16 protein-coding genes and 1 pseudogene are annotated in these 24692 nt (G+C 42.8%); 8 read left to right on the top strand and 9 right to left on the bottom strand.

Translation table 11 applies throughout. From position 1 onward, the window contains the following. The first annotated feature begins 24 nt into the window (after positions 1-24). From ffh to ACEN9X_RS11510, 4 genes are all read left to right on the top strand, one after another. Positions 25-1353 carry a signal recognition particle protein gene (gene ffh, locus ACEN9X_RS11525; protein ID WP_413670509.1) on the top strand — a complete coding sequence of 443 codons (1329 nt, stop codon included), beginning with the start codon at positions 25-27 and terminating at the stop codon, positions 1351-1353. Between the two features lie 257 nt (positions 1354-1610). Then, entirely contained in the window at positions 1611-2357 is a 747-nt protein-coding gene (locus ACEN9X_RS11520; protein ID WP_413670508.1) for a hypothetical protein, read from the top strand. Between the two features lie 79 nt (positions 2358-2436). Then, on the top strand, positions 2437-3360 hold the full coding sequence (locus ACEN9X_RS11515; protein ID WP_413670507.1) for a hypothetical protein: 924 nt from the start codon (positions 2437-2439) through the stop codon (positions 3358-3360). Between the two features lie 98 nt (positions 3361-3458). Continuing rightward, positions 3459-5036, top strand: a complete 1578-nt coding sequence (locus tag ACEN9X_RS11510) for a M1 family metallopeptidase (protein ID WP_413670506.1) — start codon at positions 3459-3461, stop codon at positions 5034-5036. A 272-nt stretch (positions 5037-5308) separates the two neighbouring features. On the opposite strand, the gene ACEN9X_RS11505 is transcribed toward ACEN9X_RS11510, so the two are convergent. Further along, the gene (locus ACEN9X_RS11505; protein ID WP_413670505.1) at positions 5309-5680 is read right to left on the bottom strand and encodes a response regulator; all 372 of its coding nucleotides are present in this window, start codon (positions 5678-5680) and stop codon (positions 5309-5311) included. A 275-nt stretch (positions 5681-5955) separates the two neighbouring features. Here ACEN9X_RS11505 and ACEN9X_RS11500 point away from each other — a divergent pair, with 275 nt between their 5' ends. Together ACEN9X_RS11500 and ACEN9X_RS11495 are read left to right on the top strand one after the other, a co-directional pair. Beyond that, the gene (locus ACEN9X_RS11500; protein WP_413670504.1) at positions 5956-7362 is read left to right on the top strand and encodes a glycoside hydrolase family 30 protein; all 1407 of its coding nucleotides are present in this window, start codon (positions 5956-5958) and stop codon (positions 7360-7362) included. Between the two features lie 36 nt (positions 7363-7398). Further along, a complete protein-coding gene (locus tag ACEN9X_RS11495; protein ID WP_413670503.1) occupies positions 7399-9189 on the top strand; it encodes a cellulase family glycosylhydrolase in 1791 nt (596 codons plus the stop codon). Positions 9190-9738: 549 nt separating this feature from the next. Here the strand turns inward: ACEN9X_RS11495 and ACEN9X_RS11490 are convergent. The 5 genes and pseudogenes from ACEN9X_RS11490 to ACEN9X_RS11470 form a co-directional block, all read right to left on the bottom strand. Next, positions 9739-10008 (bottom strand): annotated as a pseudogene (locus ACEN9X_RS11490) (DUF6624 domain-containing protein); the annotation flags it as partial. Positions 10009-10142: 134 nt separating this feature from the next. Next, a complete protein-coding gene (locus ACEN9X_RS11485; protein ID WP_413670502.1) occupies positions 10143-10580 on the bottom strand; it encodes a hypothetical protein in 438 nt (145 codons plus the stop codon). A 280-nt stretch (positions 10581-10860) separates the two neighbouring features. After that, the gene (locus ACEN9X_RS11480; protein ID WP_413670501.1) at positions 10861-11163 is read right to left on the bottom strand and encodes a hypothetical protein; all 303 of its coding nucleotides are present in this window, start codon (positions 11161-11163) and stop codon (positions 10861-10863) included. 113 nt (positions 11164-11276) lie between these two features. Then, positions 11277-12815, bottom strand: a complete 1539-nt coding sequence (locus ACEN9X_RS11475) for a YifB family Mg chelatase-like AAA ATPase (RefSeq protein ID WP_413670500.1) — start codon at positions 12813-12815, stop codon at positions 11277-11279. A gap of 119 nt (positions 12816-12934) precedes the next feature. Beyond that, complete coding sequence (locus ACEN9X_RS11470) at positions 12935-13342, bottom strand: hypothetical protein (protein WP_110584323.1); 408 nt, start codon at positions 13340-13342, stop codon at positions 12935-12937. 726 nt (positions 13343-14068) lie between these two features. On the opposite strand from ACEN9X_RS11470, the gene ACEN9X_RS11465 reads away from it, so the two are divergent. Next, a complete protein-coding gene (locus ACEN9X_RS11465) occupies positions 14069-16765 on the top strand; it encodes an outer membrane beta-barrel protein (RefSeq protein WP_413670499.1) in 2697 nt (898 codons plus the stop codon). A gap of 75 nt (positions 16766-16840) precedes the next feature. On the opposite strand, the gene ACEN9X_RS11460 is transcribed toward ACEN9X_RS11465, so the two are convergent. Continuing rightward, positions 16841-19801: an outer membrane beta-barrel protein gene (locus ACEN9X_RS11460; protein ID WP_413670498.1), complete on the bottom strand. Its 2961-nt coding sequence runs from the start codon at positions 19799-19801 to the stop codon at positions 16841-16843. A gap of 438 nt (positions 19802-20239) precedes the next feature. On the opposite strand from ACEN9X_RS11460, the gene ACEN9X_RS11455 reads away from it, so the two are divergent. Further along, positions 20240-20512 carry a hypothetical protein gene (locus ACEN9X_RS11455; protein ID WP_413670497.1) on the top strand — a complete coding sequence of 91 codons (273 nt, stop codon included), beginning with the start codon at positions 20240-20242 and terminating at the stop codon, positions 20510-20512. Positions 20513-20649: 137 nt separating this feature from the next. On the opposite strand, the gene ACEN9X_RS11450 is transcribed toward ACEN9X_RS11455, so the two are convergent. Together ACEN9X_RS11450 and ACEN9X_RS11445 are read right to left on the bottom strand one after the other, a co-directional pair. Continuing rightward, positions 20650-23292: a zinc-dependent metalloprotease gene (locus tag ACEN9X_RS11450; protein ID WP_413670496.1), complete on the bottom strand. Its 2643-nt coding sequence runs from the start codon at positions 23290-23292 to the stop codon at positions 20650-20652. A 95-nt stretch (positions 23293-23387) separates the two neighbouring features. After that, complete coding sequence (locus ACEN9X_RS11445; protein WP_413670495.1) at positions 23388-24638, bottom strand: aspartyl protease family protein; 1251 nt, start codon at positions 24636-24638, stop codon at positions 23388-23390. Between the last annotated feature and the right edge of the window lie 54 nt (positions 24639-24692).

Here is a 24692-nt window from a genome sequence, read left to right as displayed (position 1 = left end):
TAAAAAAGATTAAAGTTTTTTATAATGTTTGAAAATCTTTCGGATAAACTCGACAGGGCGTTCAAGGTCCTGAAGGGTCAGGGAACAATTACTGAAATAAACGTGGCCGAAACCATGAAGGAGATCCGCAAGGCCCTTCTTGACGCCGACGTTAACTATAAAACCGCCAAAGCATTTACCGATGATGTAAGGCAAAAAGCACTTGGTAATAATGTATTAACATCTATTTCGCCAGGCCAGCTGCTTACCAAGCTCATGAATGATGAGCTTACCACGTTGATGGGTGGTACTACTGCCGATTTGAATTTTCCGGCTACCCCTACCATTATATTAATTGCAGGTTTGAACGGTGCGGGTAAAACAACCTTTACCGGTAAGCTGGCCAATTACTTAAAAACACAACGTAACAAAAAGCCTTTACTGGTTGCTGACGATATTTACCGCCCTGCGGCTATTGATCAGCTGGAGGTATTAGGCCAGCAGATAGGCATCCCTGTTTATGCCAACCGCGACTCGAAAGACCCGGTAGCTATCGCCCGTGAAGGTATAGCCCAGGCCAAGCAAAACGGAAATAATGTGGTGATTATCGATACTGCCGGCCGTTTAGCTATTGACGAAGCTATGATGGTGGAAATTGAGCAGGTAAAAGACGCCGTAAAACCGCATGAGATTCTGTTTGTGGTCGACTCCATGACCGGTCAGGATGCTGTGAATACCGCTAAAGTGTTCAATGACCGTTTGGACTTTACCGGCGTGGTATTAACCAAGCTGGATGGTGATACCCGCGGTGGTGCAGCGTTATCAATTAAATCGGTTGTTAACAAGCCTATCAAATTTATTGGTACCGGCGAAAAGATGGAAGCACTTGACGTTTTCCACCCCGATCGTATGGCATCAAGGATCCTGGGCATGGGCGACGTGGTATCGTTGGTTGAACGTGCACAACAGCAGTTTGACGAGAAAGAAGCTGCCGAGCTACAGAAGAAGATCCGCAAAAATAAGTTTGACTTTAACGATTTTTACAGCCAGATTCAGCAGATCAAGAAAATGGGTAACATGAAAGATCTGATGGGTATGATACCGGGTGTAGGCAAAATGATGAAGGATGTTGAGGTTGATGATAATGCTTTCAAAGCTATTGAAGCTATTATCCAGTCCATGACCCCGTTTGAGAAAGCTAACCCTGAAACCATCAACCAAAGCCGCCGTAACCGTATCGCCAAAGGATCGGGTACCGATTTGCAGGAAGTTAACCGCCTCATGAAACAGTTCGACGATATGAAAAAGGTAATGAAGCAAATGAGCAATCCGGCAGCGATGGCAAACATGATGCGCAGGATGCCGAAGATGTAAAAAACTATTAGATAAGTGTTTTGAAACGCTCCTTGTAAAAAATACAAGGGGCGTTTTTGTTTAAAAGGGCGATGAACAAAATGAACAGTTGTATAAATTATTATACACATTTACGCATATTTTCACACCCCGAAGCTCTATTGGTCATCAAAATGTCATTTGCAGGGCAATGGCATTTCCTTTGATTTAGTGTATACGACAGTTTGGCTATTGCATAAAAGCAACTCCAAACACAATGAGTAACTAAATATTTGACCATGAAAAATTTAATTAAGCCAGTTTTATTTACCGCAGCATTGTTTGCATTTAAAGTTAGTTCGGCACAGGTTAATATCGGTGCAACTACCGCTACCAAAATAGCTACCCGGGTAGCTACACCTACCGTAAATGCTGCATCTATAGCGCAAAAGGCAGTGAACACAACATCTGCCGTAACCAATCAGGCTGCTGCCCAGGCCCAGAATGTTGCAGCACGTACCGCTGCCCAGGGACAAGCAACTACCAACCAGGCTGTAACAGGTGTAGCTGCAAGCCAGGCCGCCAACGTTAGCGGTAGTACAGCTTCAACCGTAAATGCTGCAGCAGGTACAACAGCGGCACAGGCGGGTGTTACCAGCAATACCTCTGCTGCTGCAGGTAGCCTAAATACCGCCGGAGCTGCAGCAGCAGGTGAAAAGGCATTAACCACAACCGAAGGTATTGTCGCCAATACCTCCGAAAAAGTAAGTAGCAATGCAGCCGCATTAAGAGCGGGTGCTACAACAACTGCGAATAAAACAGCGGTTGCCGCCGGTAATGGCGTAAATGCTATGAGCAAAAAGGTAAGTGTAACCTCTTCCGGCAACCTAAACAGCACCGGTAATGCTGCGGTTAGCGCTAAAAAGATAAACGCTTCTACAGCGGGTAGCAGTACTTCAGGCACAACTGTAAAAGCAGGCAAAAAAAGGGTCTCTGTAAAAACCTCGGGCCGTAGCACATCAAAATTGAGCATAGCTAAGCAATAACAGCATTTAACATATATCAAATCAAAAAGGCCGGTACCGGCCTTTTTGATTATCCGCACTATTTTAATTAGCATTAATCATGAAAAAGCTTAAACTTATCCTGCTGCTGGTTTTGGCCGGCCCGACAGTTTATGCCCAGCAAAAAGCAGATACTTCAGCTAAAAACAAGGAGTTGTTTGTAAACGCAGGGCTGCAGTACCTGTCAAACCTTACTTATGCAGGCCGGCGCGATGAGAGCAGTGTTCCTGTCCTCCTTCCTTCGGTTACATTAGTAGGTAAACAGGGGCTTTTTGTAAGCGCTATCGGTTATTTTGATCTTAATGGTTCAAAATCGGGCACCGAGGGGCTTAGTGTTACTCCCGGCTATGTTTTTACCTTTGATGCAAAACGCTATTATGGCGGCAATGTATCGGCTACTAAATATTTTATAACTAAAAGCAGCCCTATAATACTTTCCTCTTTCAACGCCACGCTCGACGCGCAGTTGTATGCCAATCCCGATGATATTGTAAAATTTACAGGAGGGGTTAGCTATAGATTTAATAAAAACAACAGCAATGACATTGTTAATACGGCCGAATTATCAAAGGATATTTTTGCCCTGAAAACAGGTGTGGATAAAAAAGGCGGCCTAAAAATTACACCTACTGCCACGCTGTATGCCGGTACCCAATCATTTTACCAAACATATTATACCGAATCGCAGGTAACCCGCTCGGTAGAAGTTCCGGAGAAACAAACGCCTATCAATATATTGTTTCCTAATCAGCCAAAACAAACTATTATTACCCAAACCGTAACACAGCAAAACCAGCGCGAAGTACGGCAATATAAGCTGCTTGCCTTTAGCGGGTCGCTGCCTTTAACTTACGCTATCAACAAGTGGCAGATCCTGTTTACTCCCTACCTGATCAAGCCGTTTAACCAGGTTGATTATGTATCCGGAACTAAAATGAACGGCCTTTACTTTTTATTTACAACAGGCGTTAATGTAACGTTTTAGCAATGTTAAAAAATGTGATAAGCTATATGCTCCTGCGATAGATATAAAAGCCTGTTTTTGTTAGCTTTGTTGTGTTCATTACAAATTGAAGGAAGCATATGCGCAGGATCTTTTTAGTTATTTTATCGTTACCAATTTTTTTTGCTATACCGGCATTTGCCCAGGTTCCCGGGGCGCCGATTGATGTTAAACATTATACGTTTGATATTAAACTGAATGATACTGATAATAATATAGAAGGAAAAGCCACGGTTTCGGTAAAGTTTTTGAATGGTACAGAAGGTTTTAACCTCGACCTGGTAAAAAAGAATGCACATGGCAAGGGTATGCTGGTATCTGCAGTAACTGAAAATGGAAAGCCGGTAAAGTTTACACAAGATGATGAACAATTAAAGATCAATACCCGCGCGTACAAAGGAAATACCCGCGATTACACCATAAGCTACAGCGGCATACCGGCCGATGGCTTGATCATATCCACCAATGCGTTTGGTCACCGGACTTTTTTTGGAGATAACTGGCCTAACCGGGCTCACAACTGGCTACCCTGCGTTGACAATATAGCCGATAAAGCCCCGGTTGATTTTATTGTAACCGCGCCCGATCATTACCAGGTGGTATCGAACGGTCTGCAAACGGAAGAAAAGCAACTCGACGGAAAAATGAAGCTAACCCATTGGGTTGAAACAGTTGCCCTCCCGACAAAAGTGATGGTTATTGGCGTTGCCGAGTTTGCTGTTGATCGCCCTGGCGATGTTAACGGCATCCCGCTTTTCACCTATGTTTTTCCGGAAAGTAAGGAAGCCGGGTTTAAAAGCTATGCAGTGGCAAAAGAGATCCTCCCCTACTTTATAAAAAATGTTGGCCCTTACAGCTATGAAAAGCTGGCAAACGTGCAATCCAAAACCATTTTTGGTGGTATGGAAAATGCCAGTGCCATATTTTACTTTGAAGAATCGGTTAAAAGCCCGGATATAGAAGAGTTGATGGCCCATGAAATTGCCCACCAATGGTTTGGCGACGGCGCCAGTGAAAAGAGTTTCGGTCACCTTTGGTTAAGTGAAGGATTTGCTACCTATATGACCAACCTTTACCTCGAAAATAAATATGGTGCCGATACATTAAAAATCCGTTTGAAGGACGATAGAAATAAGGTACTGGAATTTGAAAAAAAGCGATTGACCCCTGTTGTTGATACTGCTGTTAAAACCCAGTATATGCAATTGCTCAACGCCAATAGCTACCAAAAAGGAGGCTGGGTATTGCATATGCTAAGACGTAAACTGGGCGATGATATTTTTTGGAAGGGCATAAGAAACTATTATTCCAAATATCAGGGAGGTAATGCCAATACCGATGATTTAAGAAGGGAAATGGAACAAGCCAGCGGTAAAGACCTGAAACAGTTTTTTACGCAATGGCTGCGCACAGCCGGGCACCCCAACCTGGCTGTTAGCTGGAAATATGACGAAAAAGACAGCACCATCGCTATAAATGTGACTCAGAGCCAGGAATATGTTTATAACCTCTCGTTAGAGGTTTCTGTTGACGGGCAATTGCTGACAGTGCCGGTGAAAGAAAAATCGACGACAGCAAAGTTTAAAGTAAAAGCCAAGCCGGCCGATGTTAAGATAGACCCGAATGTGAACCTGCTGGCATCGTTTGAGAAGAAATAATAGGAGCTCCATTCCGAAAACAACTGTCATTTCGAACGAACCAGCGGAGGTTGCGCGGCTGGGTGAGGAGAAATCGTATACATCATACTCTAAACCATCCATCCGGCTCTACAAGGCGTATAAGATTTCTCTTTCGCTCCACCCACTCAGCCAATCCCTGCTCAATCGAAATGACATTTTCTTTTAGTTAAAAGATGTGTAAACAGAAGCCTCTCGAGAGGGGAATCGCACAGCCCCACGCTTTTTTCTTTCGAATTAAGGCTCTCTCCAGTCTACGCCGCAATCACCCGATTGATCACTTTTTCCAGGTCTTCGAGATCAAAAGGTTTGGCTAAATATGTTTGGGCGCCGGCATGGCTGGCCAGGATCTGAATGTCGCTATTAGCCGAAAAATAGATAACCGGGATTTCTTTGAGGAGATCTGTTTTTTTGAGTGTTTGTGTGGCTATTATCCCGCCCGAATCCGGGATCCAGTTATCCATCATAATAACATCGGGCAAAATGCCCGACACCTTTTCAACAATGTTATTGCAATCGCTGAAAGTATGTACTTCCCATCCCTGTTCTTCCAAAATATAACTGCAAATAGACAGGATGTCCTCGTCGTCATCAAATATGACAATCTTTTTATGTGAAGTACTCATGAGATAGTTGTACGTGAATTTATAAACATCTTTTCATAAAACCAAATGTTTTAAATTGCTAATTAAATTTAGCGTGTTTAAACAGGTTTCAAACCATCATCTTACAACAAATTTGCATAAAAAGCCACTTCTTAACTACTACAAAACCTGATTATCGAATTTGTAACCGATTAATTACGACGTTTTAATAAAAACAGTAATATTTTTACCCATCCAATTTCAAACAGCCTTATTAATTCCTGTTACACCAACACTATACCTGTAATCTCTGTTTCATGAACACGCAAATTAAATCTATTTTATTAGGTGCCTTGTTGCTTGGTTCGGCGGCAACAATAAACGCCCAAACAACAAAGGCAAGCTTATGGCTTACAAAGGCCGATAGGTCGGTACTTTTTGAACAGCAAAAGGAGTCGCTTACATTTAAAACCGGAGAAGCCGGCGGCACTACCATTACGGTTGATGATAAGCAGCATTACCAGCCGATAGATGGATTTGGATTTGCACTAACCGGAGGAAGTGCTATGCATATCATCCGCATGAGTGCCGGTAGCCGTGCAGCCTTACTTAAAAATCTCTTTGCCGTTACCGGGAACGATATAGGCATCAGCTATTTAAGGCTGAGCATTGGCGCATCGGATCTTAATGAGAAAGTATTCTCTTATGATGATATGCCCAATGGCCAAACCGACCCAACGCTGAAGCATTTTGACCTTGGCGCGGATAAAACTGATGTGATCCCGGTAATGAAGCAGATATTGGCTATCAACCCGGCTATTAAGATCCTGGGCTCACCATGGTCGCCGCCGGCATGGATGAAAACCAATAACGATACCCGCGGCGGCCGTTTAAAACCCGATTGTTACCCGGTTTATGCTAAGTACCTGGTTAAATATATCCAGGGTATGAAAGCTAACGGAATTAATATTGATGCCATCACTATTCAGAACGAGCCATTGCACCCGGGTAATAACCCCAGCTTGCTGATGGTTGCGCCGGATGAAGCAGACTTTATCAAAAATAACCTGGGCCCTGCGTTTAAGGCCGCAGGAATCAAAACAAAAATTATTGTTTATGACCATAATGCCGACAGGCCCGACTATCCTATCTCTATATTAAACGACCCTGCCGCCCGCAAATATGTTGACGGGTCTGGTTTCCACCTGTACGGCGGCGATATTTCGGCCCTGACTGATGTACACAATGCGCATCCTGATAAAAACATTTACTTCACCGAGCAGATGACCGTTGAGCCCGAGAACCAAAGCACCATCAATATTGCATGGCCGGTTAAAAGACTCATCATTGGTGCTACCCGCAACTGGAGCCGCAACGTGCTGGAATGGAACCTTGCCGCCGACCTGGAATATAAACCATATACAGACAGAGGCGGCTGCCCGATGTGCCAGGGTGCAGTTACCATTGATAAAAATGAGGTTAAGAAAAATGTGGCTTACTATTCGGTTGCCCATGCTTCCAAATTTGTACGCCCCGGTTCGGTTCGTATCGCATCAAACAGTTCTGATACTTTGCCTAATGTAGCTTTCAAAACCCCCGATGGCAAAAAAGTACTGATCGTTGCCAATACCGGCGATAATGCGCAGGAATTCAATATTAAATACCAGGGAAAAATATTGGCTGTTAAGCTCGACAAAGGTTCGGTAGGAACATATATCTGGTAGTACGAACTGTTTCAAAAAAATTAAATGCACAACAACATGTTAACATCGTTAATAAAAAATATAAAGTTAAACACAGGGATTAAGGTATTGCTTGCCGCCGCCCCTGCCCTGTTCTGCTCACTGCAAGGCAATGCGCAAACAGGCTTTTTAAAAGCCGACGGCAAAAAAATAGTTGATGAAAAAGGGCAGAATGTATTGCTGCGCGGTATGGGTTTAGGCGGATGGATGCTGCAGGAAGGCTACATGCTGCACATTAATAAAGACAGCCGCCAGTACCGCATCCGCGAGCGCCTGGAAGAATTAATGGGACCAGCCGAAACCAAAGAGTTTTACGATACCTGGCTGGCCAACAATACCCGCAAAATAGATGTGGACTCGATGAAGCGCTGGGGATTTAACTCCATCCGCCTGCCGATGCATTATAACCTGTACACCCTGCCGGTTGATAAAGAACCGGTAGCAGGACAAAATACCTGGCTGGATAAGGGGTTTAAAATGACCGACGATCTGCTGGCCTGGTGTAAAGCCAACCACATGTACCTGATCCTTGACCTGCATGCCACTCCCGGTGGACAAGGCAATGATCTTAATATCTCCGACCGCGACCCGGATAAGCCATCGCTATGGGACAGCGAAGCCAATAAACAAAAAACCATCGCCCTTTGGCGAAAACTGGCCGAGCGTTATAAAAATGAGCCCAATATTGGCGCTTATGATATCATCAACGAGCCAAACTGGGGCTTTGATGATCCGCAAAATGATAAGAATGGCCTAAAGGAAAAAACAAATGGGCCGTTAAGAAAGCTCATGGTTGATATTACTGCAGCCATCCGTGAGGTAGATAAAAAGCACATCATCATTATTGAAGGGAACGGCTGGGGAAATAACTATAACGGCATTTTGCCCCAATGGGATAAAAATATGGTGCTCAGCTTCCATAAATACTGGAATTTTAATGATCAAAAATCTGTTGAGCATATCGTAAAAACCCGCGACCAGTATAATATACCTGTATGGCTTGGCGAAACCGGCGAAAACTCAAATACCTGGCTAACCGAAGCTATTGGTTTGTTAGAGAAAAACAATATTGGCTGGTCGTTATGGCCATTGAAAAAACTGGGCAATAACAACCCGATGGAGATCCGTTCAAATTTAAATTATGATGATGTAGCCAGGTACCTCAACACTGGCAGGCATAAGCCTAATGAGAGCAATACATATAGCGGCACCCTGGAGCTGGCTACCTATGCCAAACTGGAAAATACCATTATTCACCATGATGTGATCGACGCTATTTTCAGGCAGCCGCACACAGCGGTTACCAGGCCATTTAAAGCCAATAAAATCGGTAACGGAACAGCGATCAATGCTGTTGACTATGATCTGGGCCGCAACGGTTACGCTTATTTTGATACCGACACCGCCGACTATCATACTTCGGGCAAACCCGGTGTAGGCAACAAGGGGCATGTTTACCGTAACGACGGCGTTGATATCAGTAAGGACTCTACCCAATACAACAGCTATTATGTTGACCATATTGAAACCAGTGAATGGACACAGTATACTATACAGGTTAAAACCCCGGGGGTATATTCTATAAGCCTAAAAGTGGCTTCTGCTACCGACGATGCCAAACTATCTGTTTTGGTTAACAATACAACCCAGGCAAAAGAAGTGTCTGTTCCCAATACCGGAGGGTTAAAAAAATGGCAGGTTATCGCTGTTAAAAACATTGTTTTAAAAGCTGGTGCTAATAAGATAAAAGTGCTGGCCAACAACGGTGGGTATAACTTGCATTACCTGCAATTTTGGAAGGGTAAATAAAATATAATTACGCGACACTTATTAAGCAGCCAGGGGTATTATAATACTCCGGCTGTTTTTATTTAATTCCAGTAAGATTAAAAAGCCAGGGATGTGCGATTCACCTCTTGAGAGGGGTAGCAGGGGTGTGTTTCTGCTTTGATAAGCCTGTAGCAGAAACACACCCCTGCTACCACTCATTCCTCCGCGCCCTCTCTCAAGAGGGGATTTTAAAATTCTTTGTTCAATAAATGACTTAAGTTAAAGCAGCCAACTGTTAATATTATTTTTCTGATAAAAGCTATTGTAAATAAGTGTTTTTATAGTTAAATTTATTATACCAATTATCAGTATAATCTAAACAGGGGGATTCGTTATGAAAAAACAAGCTACGATAGTTTGTCAGCCTGATAAGACTGAAACTACCCAACCATTAGTGGTAAACTGCCAGCCACAACACCAAAAAATGTACCGCGACCATACACACTGCGATCATCAGTATGGCAGGGTTAACAAATTTCCTATTGGTAGCAGCCGGGGGCCCTGCTTCTTTTAAGGGACTCAACCAAACTATTTAATATAATAATATAGTTGGTTGTAGGGCTTAAAGTTTTGCAGGTAAACAGCTAAGTTGCATAAGCCAATTTGGTTGCGACGGGTATCGACACCAGATTCGTCGGCTATGGCATATGCTTCATATTGACCGTTATTGAGCCTTAAATGCGTGCCGTAGATTTGTGTGTTGTTTTCATACAGGGCAATGTTATCGGCCATTATGGCAAATCCTTCCGCGGGTAATGATTCGTTAAGTGCGGCAATCCTCACTATTGAAAAGTATTTTTTCTGATTGGCTCTATTTGCAAAGAAATATCAAAATTAAATTCAAATCCATTGTTCGCATGATCCGGTCATTAAATCAGATAAGGCGGGCACACATATTTTATTCCTTTGGTTTTTAAAAAAGAACTGAGGTTTTAATTAACATACCGGTATTTTTTGTGCCCATCCTGCACTTCAATCAGTTTTACTGTATTTAATGATATACTTTTTTTCATAATCAGAAAATGCGACCGGATGCCTGTAACGGAATCTTTTACTACCCAAATACGATCGAAGTAAAAAGTAGTTCGCTTATTATCGTCGTATGTGAATCGGATTTCTATAGAAGGGCTGTTCTTTAACTTATAACCTTTCCCATCTTTATCAAAACATTTTATCGAGTCGATTGGATAGGTGCTGTAAGTTTCTCTATGTCCCCATGGATCTTTAGTAGTAACCTGTTTTAGGTTTACGGTCTCTATACTTGGCATCTGCTGTCTGAAGCTATCAACGGGGATGTAATACATTTTGCAGGAGCTTGAAAAGATTGTTAAAGCTGCGATAGTGATAAGTAATAAAGGTTTGGTTATCATAATGTAATTATTAAATGGGGGAGAGATGTTAGATACTGTCGAAAGGTTTGGCCTCAAACAAATTATTCCGCCAACCGTCTCTGTCCAAACTCCTGAAATGAACAGCCTCCGCCCAATGTTCCAGTTTAATCTCTTCACTCCCGGAAAGACCGGCAATAGTGCGGGATATAGGCTAAAGGTACAACGCGCCAGGTTTTCATACTTGTGCCGGAGCGCAAGACAACATATATTAATCCTAAATTTCGTCCCCAAGCAAGACTCGTAAGGTTTAAAACACAAATCATTTAAAAAAAATTACTTGTCCAGTCTTATATTTTATTAATTTAATAACCATGGAATCTTTAGATTTTATCAACGAATCTCCTTTTTCGATTTTGTGACTGAAATCCCAAAGATTCACTGGAAGGTCAAATGTCTTACCATTGATCGAAACAGTTGGTTCGCCTTTAATACTGTAAATAACTTTTTCCACTTTCCCGTTGAATTCTATGCTGTGGTTTTTCCGAACTAAATTATTATAATAATAAATCGCCGTTACAAATAATAGTAAGATAAAAACCCCTATGAAAAAAAACTTTTTCATATTCTTTATTTTATTGACCAATCATATTACTAACACCGACGCAACCACCCAACCATGCTGATCGAAGTCTCTGATTTCGGTCCATTATGCCGAGAGACTTTGCCTCAAACGGATTACCCCGCCCAGCCTTCTCTATCCAAACTCCTGAAATGAATAGCCTCCGCTAAATGTTCCAGTTTAATCTCCTCACTTCCGGCAAGATCGGCAATGGTACGGGATACCTTGAGGATGCGGTCGTACGCCCTTGCCGATAGGCCAAGTTTTTCCATGGCTTTTTTAAGCAGGGTTTGGCCGGCTACGTTGATCTTACACAGGTCGCGGACCATTTGCGGGCTCATCTGGGCATTGGCGTGCAGATCGGGACGGTTGCCGAAACGCTCTACCTGGATTTCTCTGGCTTTGATAACCCTATCGCGGATCAACTCGCTTTTTTCGGCCGCGCGGTCTGACGATAATTCGCTGAAGTTAACGGGTGTTACCTCCACGTGCAGGTCAATCCTGTCAAGCAATGGCCCGGATATTTTGCTCAGGTATTTTTGTACCATACCCGGCGGGCAGATACATTCTTTTTCGGGATGGTTATAGTAACCGCATGGGCAGGGGTTCATGCTGGCCACCAGCATAAAGCTGCTTGGGTAATCAACCGTAAATTTGGCACGTGATATGGTAACACGGCGCTCTTCCAGCGGCTGGCGCATCACTTCCAATGCGCTGCGCTTAAATTCAGGCAGTTCGTCTAAAAATAAAACGCCGTTATGCGCTAAAGAGATTTCGCCGGGAGCCGGGTTGCTCCCTCCTCCTACCAAAGCCACATCGCTGATGGTATGGTGAGGGCTCCTGAATGGGCGAATAGTTACCAGCGCATCTGCAGCGGCAAGCTTGCCTGCTACCGAATGGATCTTGGTTGTCTCCAAAGATTCATATAAGCTTAAGGGCGGTAAAATGGATGGCAGTCTCCTGGCCAACATGGTTTTGCCAGCCCCCGGGGGACCGATCAGTATTACATTATGGCCGCCTGCTGCGGCTATCTCCAAAGCCCGCTTAATGTTTTCCTGCCCTTTTACCTCGCTGAAATCGCTATCGTAATTGCATAGGCTATCGTAAAACTCTTCGCGGGTGTTTACTAATTCGGGCTTAAGAACGGATGTGCCATTAAAAAACCCGACAACATCTTTAATACTTTCAACGCCGTAAACTTCAAGATCATTTACAATGGCTGCTTCGCGGGCGTTTTGTTTGGGCAGGATGAAACCTTTAAAGCCATCTTTACGGGCTTGTATGGCAATAGGCAAAGCTCCTTTTATGGGCTGTAGGCTTCCATCGAGCGAAAGTTCGCCCATGATGATAAACTTATCGAGAGTTTCGGGTTCTATCTGGCCGGATGCCGCCAGTACGCCCGTGGCGATGGTAAGATCATAAGATGAGCCCTCCTTTTTGATATCGGCCGGGGCCATATTAACTACTACCTGCTGGCGGGGCATCCTGAAGCCGCAGTTTTTTAGCGCCGATTCTATCCTGAAATAGCTTTCTTTTACGGCCACATCGGGCAGGCCTACAATAAAATACTTGGTGCCCGATGCAATATTCACCTCAACTGTTATGGTAATAGCTTGTATCCCATAAACCGCGCTTCCGAAAGTTTTAACCAACACTGTGATAAAAGTTTATTTGAAGCGAAAGATATAGAATTTTAATGAGGTGATAAAGCGACACCATAAAACAAAAAAACCGCCGGTACCGGCGGGCTTTCTTATAATCACGTAGTTTAATCTTATCTTAAAAATGCCCCGGCTTCGCAAACCACCAGTAACATGGTGCAGGAAACAATTACGCAAACCATCAGCATTATTGACCAGGTATTGGGGTTATGTTTGCTGATACGGGCGAACGCCGCATTAACTTTTTTGAAGTAACGGCTGTTGAGCAATACAAAATAGTTAAGCACAAATGCCCCGGTTGCTCCAAGCAATATCATCAGGCCGGAAATCGGACTTAACTCAAACCAATCTGAGTTTAAAAATAACTGTACAACACTTACTAAAACGGCAAGTAAAATGATCATCAAAAAGCTTGCTCCAAAAAGGGCGTTTGCTTTTGGCAATCCGCCGTGACCAAAGTTTTTAACATTCCACCGGTAAAACGTTACATAGATGGATTTGTAGGTTTCTGCTGCTTTCATAATGTTATGGTTTTAGGTAATTAATTCGGCGTAAACTAATATTGCTTGCGCAATATTAGTTTAAAAACGAGATTGGCAAAATTTTATTGCGGTTATGCGTGATTTTTATCGTATTTATATTCATTTATTTGGTTGACTACCGATATTGTAATAAATGCAATAAAACGAAATGAACAATTTCATTTTCGAAGCAACCCGGGAACATCAGGGAAATAGCTTTATAAAATGGGTTTAAGCATTGGAGAGGGATAGGTAAGAAATTTTCATACAAACTTTTCCTAATTAATCGAATTGTACGAATTTTTCATTGATGTCGATTTGAAAATCAACTCGTGTAAAATTTTTTATCCCCATTCATTCGCAGATTTGATCTGGAAATACGGTCTGCTTTGGTAAAACAAATGTTACAATGCCCAAATATGGCCCTTTTTAAAGCATATAGGGCAATATTTATACAGGTTATGTGTTATAGGAGCAAATTATAGCATATAATACTGCCGTGCGGGGTTATAGTGTAGTGGTTAAGTAGAGGGGCGCTTATTTATGCTTTAAACCTTTACTGTTGATATTTGTCTAACACGCGCTTATCATCAAAACAACTAACAATTACACTAACATCTAAACCCTATAGCTACCACATGATTTAATTTCAAAACTTACCACGGCCCTACATCACCACCTATTACACAATTTAGCTAACCTTATACCGCCTGCACCTAAACCTGGATGAAAACAATTTTTCTTTCATTAATATTACTATGCCTTTTTTCTGTATCCTTTGCCCAAAACCGTGTAAATATTAAGGGCAAAGTAATTGATTCGATAAGCCGGCAACCCCTCGAATTGAGTACAATTGCTGCTGTCGATCTGAAAGATACATCACTCATTGCCTATACGCTCAGTAAAAAAACGGGCGAATTTGAATTACAACGTCTTCCACCCGATAAACAGGTACGCCTGGTTGTTTCCTATGCGGGTTACAAAAGTTATATCCGTCGCTTTGATTTTAAGAAAGGCGAAGTAATTGACCTGGGGAATATTGCCCTTAACAGTAAAATGCTTGAAGAGGTTGTAGTGCGTGCCGAGCGGGTGCCCATCAAAATGAAAAAGGACACCATTGAGTTTGATGCGGCTGCTTTCAAAACCCGGCCCAATGCTGCTGTTGAAGAATTACTTAAAAAGCTCCCCGGAGTGCAGGTAGACGGCGACGGCACCATCACCGTTAACGGCAAGCAGGTAAGCAAATTACTGATAGACGGTAAACAGTTTTTTGGCTCTGATCCCAAAATCGCCACCAAAAACCTGGATGCGGCCATTGTTGCGCAGGTTCAGGTTTACGATGACCGCGAAAACGACCCCGATCACCTCGTGAGCGAAACACAGGTACAAAAGATCATCAACATCAAACTAAAAAAAGCCATTAAGAAAAGCATTTTTGGTAAAGTATTCGGAGGTGTGGGCTCACGCGACAGATATGAGGCCGGCGGTTTGTTCAACATGTTTCGGGATACACTGCAGGTGAGTGTTATTGGCTTAAGCAACAACCTTAACCATACGGCTTTTTCGCGCGAAGAACTTAACTCGGAAGGTGGTTTTGACCGAAGCGGGGGAAACACCTCTTTTAACGGCGGCCGAAACTGGGGCGGCGGTATCGAAAAGATCACCTCGGGAGGATTTAACATTAACCAAAACTATGGCGAAAAGTTAAAGCTTAACCTGCAGTACTTTTATACCCAGCGTAATAACGTGAATGAATCGGCCAATTTTCAGCAGCAGTTTTTGAAGGATACTACCCTGCTTACCCGGTCGTCAAACAACAGGTATTCTAATAGTTATACCCATACAGTAAGCGGTCTTGTGGAGTGGAAACCGGATACAATCCAGAACCTGCGTTATAACCCATCATTAAATTATAATTCAAATAGTAACACCTCGGCATCAAGTGGCAGCACATCAAACAATTTTGATATGCCGGTTAACCAGTCGGTATCCAGTTCCTTCGGTAGCGGCCATTCAACACAATTTAATCAAAGCTTTTATTTCCATAAACGATCCAAGAACAAAAGCAAGGAGTCGTTCACCATCTCGCATAACCTGAGCATTAGCCCCAATCATAATAGCAACTTTAACAACAATGATGTGGTTAATTATCAGCGCCCCGATTTATCCGACAGTCTGCACCGCCTGTCTGTCCGCACATCAAAAAATGCTTCGGGTAATCTTGATTTCAGTTACAGGTTTCCGGTGACGAAGAAACTGATCGTTGATGTGACCACATCGGGCATCTACAATAAAACCAGCGACCAGGTTTTTACTTACGACCGTAAAACCGGCCTCGATTCGCTGATCAGCAATCAAAGCTCCGATCTTAAGCGAGACCAATGGACAGAAAACATCAAACCGGGTATCACTTATCAGCTTAACAAAAAAACACAGATCATAGCGGGGCTTAATACCCAATGGCAACAGATCGACAACAATTTCGTGACCAGCAGGCTTGCTCAAAATTATTTCTTCCTGTTGCCAACTGTTCGTGTTGAGGCTTATGGTGTATCACTTAGCTATGAGCGGAGGGTTAACCAGCCTAACATATCAAGCCTGCAACCCATTACTATTATTTACAGCCCGCTATACAGTTATACGGGTAATCCCAACCTGGTGCCCGGTATAAGCAATACATATTATATCAACTTTTTTAAATATTTCAACGACAGCCAGCTGGGTATTTACTCCTACGGCAATATTTCGTCGCAAAAAAATATGGCTGTTGCACAGCAAACCATCCGATCGGACGGGGCGCAGACTAACACTACCGTTAACCGCGACGGAAGGCCAAGCTATAATTTTTCGTTAGGGGTTTTTAAACGGTTCAAAAAGATGAAAGACTGGCAGTTGGGCTCATCAACCAACTTTTACGGCAACTATTATCAAAACCTTAACCTGCTGAACAATGTAGAAGGCTGGCAAAACACGGTTTCATATGGGGTACATGAAAATATTAACGTTAATTGGAAAGATGTAATTGACCTGAACACCGGTGTTGGTTTTAATCAGTCGAACACCAAATACAATTATGATGATTTCAGGAACGTAAAAGTTGGCACCTATAATATCAGTAACAGCCTGGTGGTAAGGTTTCCCAAAAAGATAATCTGGGAAACAAAGCAGGACTTTAATTACAATAGCCAGGTGGCCGCCGGCTTTAAAAAGGGTGTTAATGTGGTGAGTTCATCCCTTGCCCTGCAAATGCTTAAAAAAGACCGCGGCGAGCTCAAGTTTTCTGTTTATGACATCTTTAATCAAAATGTGAGCGTGTACCGCTACATCAACAACAATTCGGTAAGCGATGTACAAAACAATACATTGAAGCGGTATTTCCTTGTTACTTATAGCATCAAGTTTAACAAGTTAAGCACTAAGTAAAAAGAGGGAATAAAGAAAGCCCCCGTTGCATCTTGCAACGGGGGCTTTCTTTTATTGGTTGAATGAGTTTCTTAATTAAAAAGAACCGGGACCGCCTGGTCCACCGCCTCCGGGGCCTCCGCCTGGTCCGCCCGGGCCACCGCCGTCACGGTTAAACCTGCGCTGGCCGGGCTCTTGTGTTGGCGCCTTCCCTGCAAATTTTTGTAACCGAAGCGTAAATGTTAACAGGTAATAACGTCCCAATCTGTTAACGGTAGATTGCGTGGTGATGTTACCGTTTACAACCGAGGTATAACCGGTGTTTTGGTTAAATAAATCGTATGCTGCAAGGCGGATGGTTGCCCGGTGATCTTTCAGGAACCGGCGTTCAACATAAGTATTCAGAATGTTGGGGTTTTTGATACCAAGGCTTGCGTCATAACCATAGTTTACCGTGCGGGTAAAGTCGTAGCTTAATGTCCAGTCTTTCCAGAAATAGTTTTTACCGGCCAGGCCTAAATTCAATGTACGGAAGTTTGAACTGCCGTCAATAAGCGTGCTGTGAATAGAGTTGGTAGTTTTGTTGATACCATAGCTGCTGCTGGCCTCTGCATCAATGATATCAACAATATTTACCCTGAATTTTAAGCCCGGGGTAAAGTTGAGGTTTTTAGCAATGTTTTTTAAAGGCGCAGCCGATGCTGCAACATTATTACTGTCGATAGTATTAGAGAATGCAACGCCATTGGTATACGTTAAAGCGCCATTAAATTGCAAGGTAAATTTACGCTGGGCCCAAGGTTTAGCATATACTACATTGGCACCGCCGGTATAATAGCCGCCGGCATTTAAATAGTTGGTGAGGTTTGTACCCTCAAAGCTTTTTAATGACGGATTTGCAGCTAATACGGCTTTGCTAAATGCACGGGGATAAGAAATAGTGTTTTGTACTATTTTATTTTGTGTTGCAGTAAAATTGAAGTTAGTAAAGAAAATATCGCCGGTTTGGAAACTGAAATTATTATATCTCAACGAAAAATTGTTGGCAAACTCAGGTTTCAGGTTAGGGTTACCCTGAACCGGGTAAAGCGCGTTTGTAAAATCAATAACCGGCTGCAGCTGGGTGAATGAAGGCTGGTTGCTTGATCCGTTATATAAAAAGTTTAAGGCCTTTCCTCTTGAGAAATTATAGCTGAAACGAGCAGTTGGTATTACGTTGAAGGTGGTTACGTGGGTAGCCGAATCATTTTTAAGGTTCAGTCCGTTTAAGGTAGCCGGCTGTACGCCAACACCCAGGGTAAGGTTGTATTTTTTTTCGATAAAGCGATAGTTTAAGCCAACCCGGTTTGTGGTGAAATTATATTTATAGTTGTTGCTCAACCTGTCGTAATGATCATAGGTATTGCCCGTACTAAGCGTATCGGTTTCCTTATCGCTCGTGGTGTTTGAACGGTTAAAAGCATAATTTAATTCCAGGTACCCCCGCTTGCTTATAGGCTCAATGTATGATACGTTTGTACCAAAACTGGTTACACGGCTGTCTGTATTGGTTTGCTGATTTGCCGGTGCCTGGTGTGGCGCGCCGTCGGCATAATCATATGTTGGATTATCAAACTGTGACGTTTTTGATGTATTGGCGCTGATGTTAATGCTTAAGTTGCGGCCATGCCCGTTAAAACGGTGATTATACAAGGCATTGATACCATAGCTTGGCGTTGTGCCGTCGCTGTGGGACAATGAAGTATACGATGAATTTGTTATGCCACCAATAGTTGACGATACCGACTCATTTGCATTGGTATTGGTACTTGAGTAGGTAAAGTTTGGTACAACCTTTAAATAGTTGATTGTATCGGGTTTCCACTCCAGGTTAAAGTTAAAGCGATGATTGATCGGGTTATCGGTTTGATCGCTTTTTTGAGTACTGATACTTGGCGTTTGAACGTTGTTGGTTTGGATAGATGAGCTAAGTGTGTTGGTAGTATTATCGGTATAGCTGTAGCTGCCATAAACAGATAAGGTTTTACCCCACTGATCGCGGAAGTTGGCACCGATGGCATGCGCATTGGTGATACCGTTTGCGCTGGTAGTTGAGCTGCTGGAACCGCGCAATGCGTTGCCCCTGCCGCCACCTCCGCCGCCAAAGCCACCACCACCTCCACCGCCGGATGTAGCGCTGCCATAAGTAAATGTATTTACGTTGGTATTGTTTATAGTACCCAACACGGCTATCTGCTGCTCATTGTTGAAGTTGAAAAACTTCAAATCGCCAATGTATCGGTTGGCGTTGGCTATGCCCTGGTCTTTTGGTAAAAAGTCTTCACCATCACCAGCTGTGGCCTGGCCAAAGTAGCCGTGGTTCTTATCTTTACGAATGGTGATGTTCAGGATCTTGTCGGGCTCACCGGTTTTGATGCCGGTAAGGTTGGCCTGATCACCGTAATCATCAATTACCTGGATGCTTTCTACTACATCAGCGGGTAGATTTTTCGTAGCTGTTTTAACATCGCCGCCAAAAAAGTCTTTTCCGTTAACCCTTACTTTGGTAACCGATTTGCCCTGTGCCGTTACGTTGCCATCTTTATCCACATCAACGCCGGGCAGTTTTTTTAATACGTCTTCAACAGGGGCGTTTTCACGTACGGGATATGCACTTACCTTATATTCGGTAGTGTCTTCTTTTAATATTACCGGGTTAACACCAACAATAGTAACCTGGTTAAGCATATTGGTTTCGGCCTTTAAAACAATGGGGCCAAGGTCAACAGGCTGTGTGCCGGCATCAAGCGAATAATGTTTTTTTATTGCCGTAAAACCGATTGACGAAATGGTGATAGTTAGTTTGCTGCCTTTCACCACCGGGAACGAAAACTTACCGGTAGCATCGGCAATGGCGATGGTACTGTCGCCGCTGTTTGAAACCAGTTTCACACTACTTCCGGGCAACGAAAGCTTTGTGGAATCGACAACAGTTCCCTTTACTTCCCGCCCCGTTTGGGCGTAAGAACCAAAGGCAGATAAAAGAATAAAACTCAAGATAAGAAGTAGGGGTTTCATAAATGTTTTTTCAGCGTACGATTGTTGTATTTGGGTATATAGACGTAATATAAACTACAAATGTTCAACTTAAAATATACATAAAGCCTAATCAATATATTATTGTTACACATAAGGGCAGCAAAGGCGTATCAATCATATTATTGTTACAAATTGTTAAATGAAAAAGGCCGGAAAAATCCGGCCTCGTGATTGTTATAAAGATCAGTCAGTCAATTTATAAGTTAAGAATTGTGCTAAATGAGCTACGTTTTGGGTTTTCTCGGTTTATTACGGATATGTGGATAATTAGTTTCAATAATTGTTGCATCAGATACCAATAATGATAACAATTCGTTTAAATAATCCACACAAGAAATAAACTATTGTTTAAAATGATTTTATACGATAGTAACATTGTGGCATGGATTTTCGTAATACTTAACCAAACATTAACCTATGAACAATATTAAAAACTCGCTGCATGCTAAAGTGCACGACTGGATCGACGCGATCGGATTCAGGCTTAACACATCGCAAACAAACAGCAAAAGCCATATTACAACCAATCATTATTTTTTTGAAACCTTTAATTTCTTCGAAAAATCAAAGAAAAACAGGCCCGAGTTAACCAAGTTTTTATGTTTTGATGCCTACGGCGAAAAGATAAATGTAAAGTCGCTGCTTGATTTGCAGGTTGCTTTTTTTGACAATATAAGCCAGCTTAAGTAATAGCCGGCTACTTTCTGTAATCAATACTTTGTTGTATTAAGACAATTTGGCGGGGTTTTTAATATGGCCACGAAATAAAAAATCCCGCCCTAAAATAAGGCAGGATTTCAAGAATAATTTTTGACTGTTACATCAAATTAGTTTTCAACAGTGGTTCGTGGCCAGCAGTTCATACTTCCTGTTTTTTCATTCAGTATAGCTGGTTTGCTATCGTTAATGCCTCTGCCCATTCCTCCGCCAACGTTTACAATTGGCCTTGTTGGGTTAAGGGCTTCTTTTATCCTAAGGTGAAGATCGGCGTAATGTGCTGCTGTCATGGCATCGCCGCCTTTGGGCAAACCGGCATCAATTTTCTTTAACTCGGCACGTACCATCGGTCTGATATCTGACAACACAATGTTGATGGGTGTAAAGCCCCAGCTTGCCAGCTGTGCACTTGATACACCCGGAAACGAAAAGCTTGCATCTGTATTTAACAAACCTTTCAGGTTTTCGATATATCCTCTTTGAAGGTTGCGCTGGTAACTATCGGGTTTGCTTGTGCCAAATATTCCTGTATGCAGATCGGTTAATAATTGGGCAACGGTATATGCATTAGCGCCGTTTTTGGCTTCGTTGTCATACATACGCGCAAGCCTTGAGGCTGTTAATTCGTTGCCTAACAATGATACCTGCATGGCTTTAATACGGTTTATGATAACACCATTATCAAACTTTGCCAATTCGGCTTTATTAATAAGCCATAATGGCGTAGTGTATAGTTGTTGGTTTAAAAATACGGCCGCTTCGCGCTGACGTTCTTTGCTCACAAAATCATAAACCGGGCCTTTTTGATCATAAGTTTTAAAGTTTTCGTTCATGCCGCCAATGTTGGTGGTTACATGGCCCATGTAACGGTAATACTGACCTAAAACCTCGTTATATAGTTCATTAAGGTCGCTATAATCCTCGTTCTTTTTATATGACCATTTTTCAAGGTTCGGTAAAATGCGTTTCAGGTTGGCAATGCCATAAGCACTCGCCTTCATGGCATTATCGCCCAGGTCCTCATTTTGCAAGCGAGGATCAATAGATGTGCCCTGGCGGCCGAAATAGTAAATTGGATTACCGGCGTTTTTGTTGGTCCATACAGCTAAGATCTCTTTTTCCTGCTCTGGAGTTTTATTGCCGGCGAACCAGGTATACCCCCATTTAATCGACCAGTCGTCATACTCTCCTATTTGCGGGTACAGGTGTGTAACACCATCTCCGGGCTGCGCTATGTAATTAAAACGGGCATAATCCATGATAGATGGTGCGGTACCATGTTTATCGGTAAATGTTTTTGAACGCAGTGAATCAACCGGGTAAGCGTAGCTTGAGCCGAAGTTATGTGGCAAACCTAAGGTATGGCCAACCTCATGCGATGACACAAAGCGGATGAGTTCGCCCATTTGATCGTCGGTAAACTGTGCATGGCGGGCGTTAGGGTTTACGGCTGCAGTTTGGATCAGGTACCAGTCGCGCAGTAGCTGCATTACGTTGTGGTACCAGCCAACATGGCTTTCCAGGATCTCGCCGCTGCGCGGATCAGCAATGTGAGGGCCGTAGGCGTTTTCAACATCCGATGCGAAATACCTGATTACGCTGTACCGTGCATCTTCAGTGCTGAATTGAGGATCTTGTTTGGCTGTTGGCGCTTCCTTAGCGGTGATGGCATTTTTAAAGCCAGCGGTTTCAAAGGCTTTTTGCCAGTCGTTTACACCCTGTATTAAGTATGGCACCCATTTTTTAGGCGTAGCCGGGTCTATGTAAAATACAATTTGCTTTTTAGGTTCAACCAGTTCGCCTTTTGCGTAAGCAATAGGGTCTTTAGGTTCTAACCTCCAGCGGTGGATGTAGGCTGTAACTAAGGCTTTTTGAGCATTGGTGCCATAATCTGTTTGGCGCTGGCCAAAAAAGCCCACGCGCGGATCCATGATCCTTGCTTTCATCGGCGTTTTAGGCAGCAGTAGCATTGAGGTGTTTAACTCAAATGTAACGGCAGCAATACTGTTATCGGTAGGTGACTCGCCGGCACGATAGGTTTTTAGCGTGTGTGCCTCAATATTTATCGGAAAGCTTTTAATGGTATCGATATATGAACGCGAATTATCAACCCCCATGGTTTTATATGCCTTTTTAATATCGTCAGATAAACCGATGGCTGCAATATCTCCGTTATAAAAATCAGTAACATCAATTAAAACACCGGTGGTATCTTTATTAAAGGCCTTTATCTCAAAAGAGGCCAGTATAGCATCGAGGTTTGAGTTTTTAACCGATTGGTACATGTCGCTGGTGCTATCGGCACGTAACGAATAGCTTGGCACGCGGATAAATACCTGCTTGTCATGTTTTTCCCATTTCCAAACCTGGTCGTTAATTTCTTCGCCGCCATATTGCTGCCCAAAGGTTTTTAGCCCGCCCGGTGTTTTTACAAAACGGGTAACCACCAGCATTTCACGGTTAATTAATGAATCGGGTATTTCGTAGTAATATTTGCCATCAACTTTATAAGTGTTGAAAAGGCCGCTATCAGCCTTGGTTTTGGCCGGGATAAGATCACTGAACTTTTTAATGCCCTCTTTTTTGGGAGCCCCGGTTGTTGCTGTCGCAACGGTGCCGTTAGCGGTAGTGGTTGTTTTTAAGGTAAGGCTTTGGTTTGCGGTTTGCTTTTTTGTGGCACATGAGCCAGCCAAAACAGCAAGTGCCAGTACTGAGCCGCGCAAATAAATACCCGGCAGCGAATGTTTTTTCATTTATTACAATAGTTTTAACCGTAAACTTATATAAAAAACAGGTCTTTTTTTAGTGATAAAGCGGTTTATCAGCAATAAATAACAGATATTATTAATTATATGCGTCGTTTTAATGTCAGCACAACATTATCAACACGCTTATCGTGATATACTTCAAGCAGCAGGCTCCGGTCATCCCTTGATTTAAAAAGTTCGTCGATATCCTGAAGGCTCATTCTTGAAACCGGTTTAAAGTTTATGGATATGATCTCGTCGTCACGTTCCAGGCCAACCTCATCGGCTGCGGAACCTGGCTCTACCCTGCTGATCACGATCCTTTCCAGGTGATCGCCGGCGGCATAATATTCAAGGCCGCTCATGTCATGTTCAAAAGGATCATTATAGGTTGAACCTGGTTTTAAGTACATGGCGCTGTCGGGGTAGTCCAGGATAACAGTAAACCGCTTTAATATACCAACACCCAGGTTTCCATCCCGCTTCACCATCAAATTGGTTTGATTGTTCCTGTCATCGGGAAAGGAGGCCAATACCTTCTTCATCCTGAATTTACCTAAATCAAATTCATCCATTCTGCTTATAAAGCCGTTTATAGGTCCGTTTAAGCCGATGCCAAGATTGGCCGAAGCAATAAACTTTTGCGGAAGGCCATAAGTTTCGATATAATGCTCAATTGATACCGGATGCCCGGCTCCAAGGTCAACAACCAGTTTGGTTTTTATAGGTGCAATGCCTGGCATAAACGCTTTAGCATAAACGTATGCTTTCCTGTCCTCAACAGACATCGGGATTTTATTGGCTTTTCTGAAAGGTTTAAGGTCTTTGGGGCGACATACGGTAACTACGCTGTCCTGGAAACTGATCTTTACGGCCAGGTTGTTAAAAAATTCGTATCCCAACAAGCCGTGAATTGGCATGCCTGCATACCCCGAAAGGTTAAAGACATCTTTTTTTAAAATGGCGGCAGCAACATCATAGCTAACTAATCCGGGTATGGCAATATCTAAGGTTGAAGTTACATAGGCTTCAGAATCGTCGCCTTCGCCAAGGCCGGGGATTTTTAATGTACGCTTATTAGGAATGCTGATGGAATCAACTAATTTAGGATCGGTTATGATCATGAGCCCTACGCCGGTATCCAATATAAAATTAAAGGGCCCTTTATGGTTGATCTTGAGTTGAATGATCATCAGGTTTCGCTCCAGCTTGAACGGAATATTCACCTTTTTTTTATGTACATCAAGATCAAAGTACTGGGCCCGGGCTGTGGTTGTAAAGCAAAATGTTAACACAAATGCCAGCCACAATGCTCCCGGATGGCGTAAATTATAATATAGCTTGTGTAACAAAGTGGTTATAGTTGGTATATTAAATTTACGAGATTTATTTGTTAAATAATTATT

The organism is Mucilaginibacter sp. Mucisp86, assembly GCF_047324315.1.
Classification (GTDB): domain Bacteria; phylum Bacteroidota; class Bacteroidia; order Sphingobacteriales; family Sphingobacteriaceae; genus Mucilaginibacter.
Note: the sequence above shows the minus strand (reverse complement) of the source record. Positions and strands in the feature narration are given on the sequence as shown.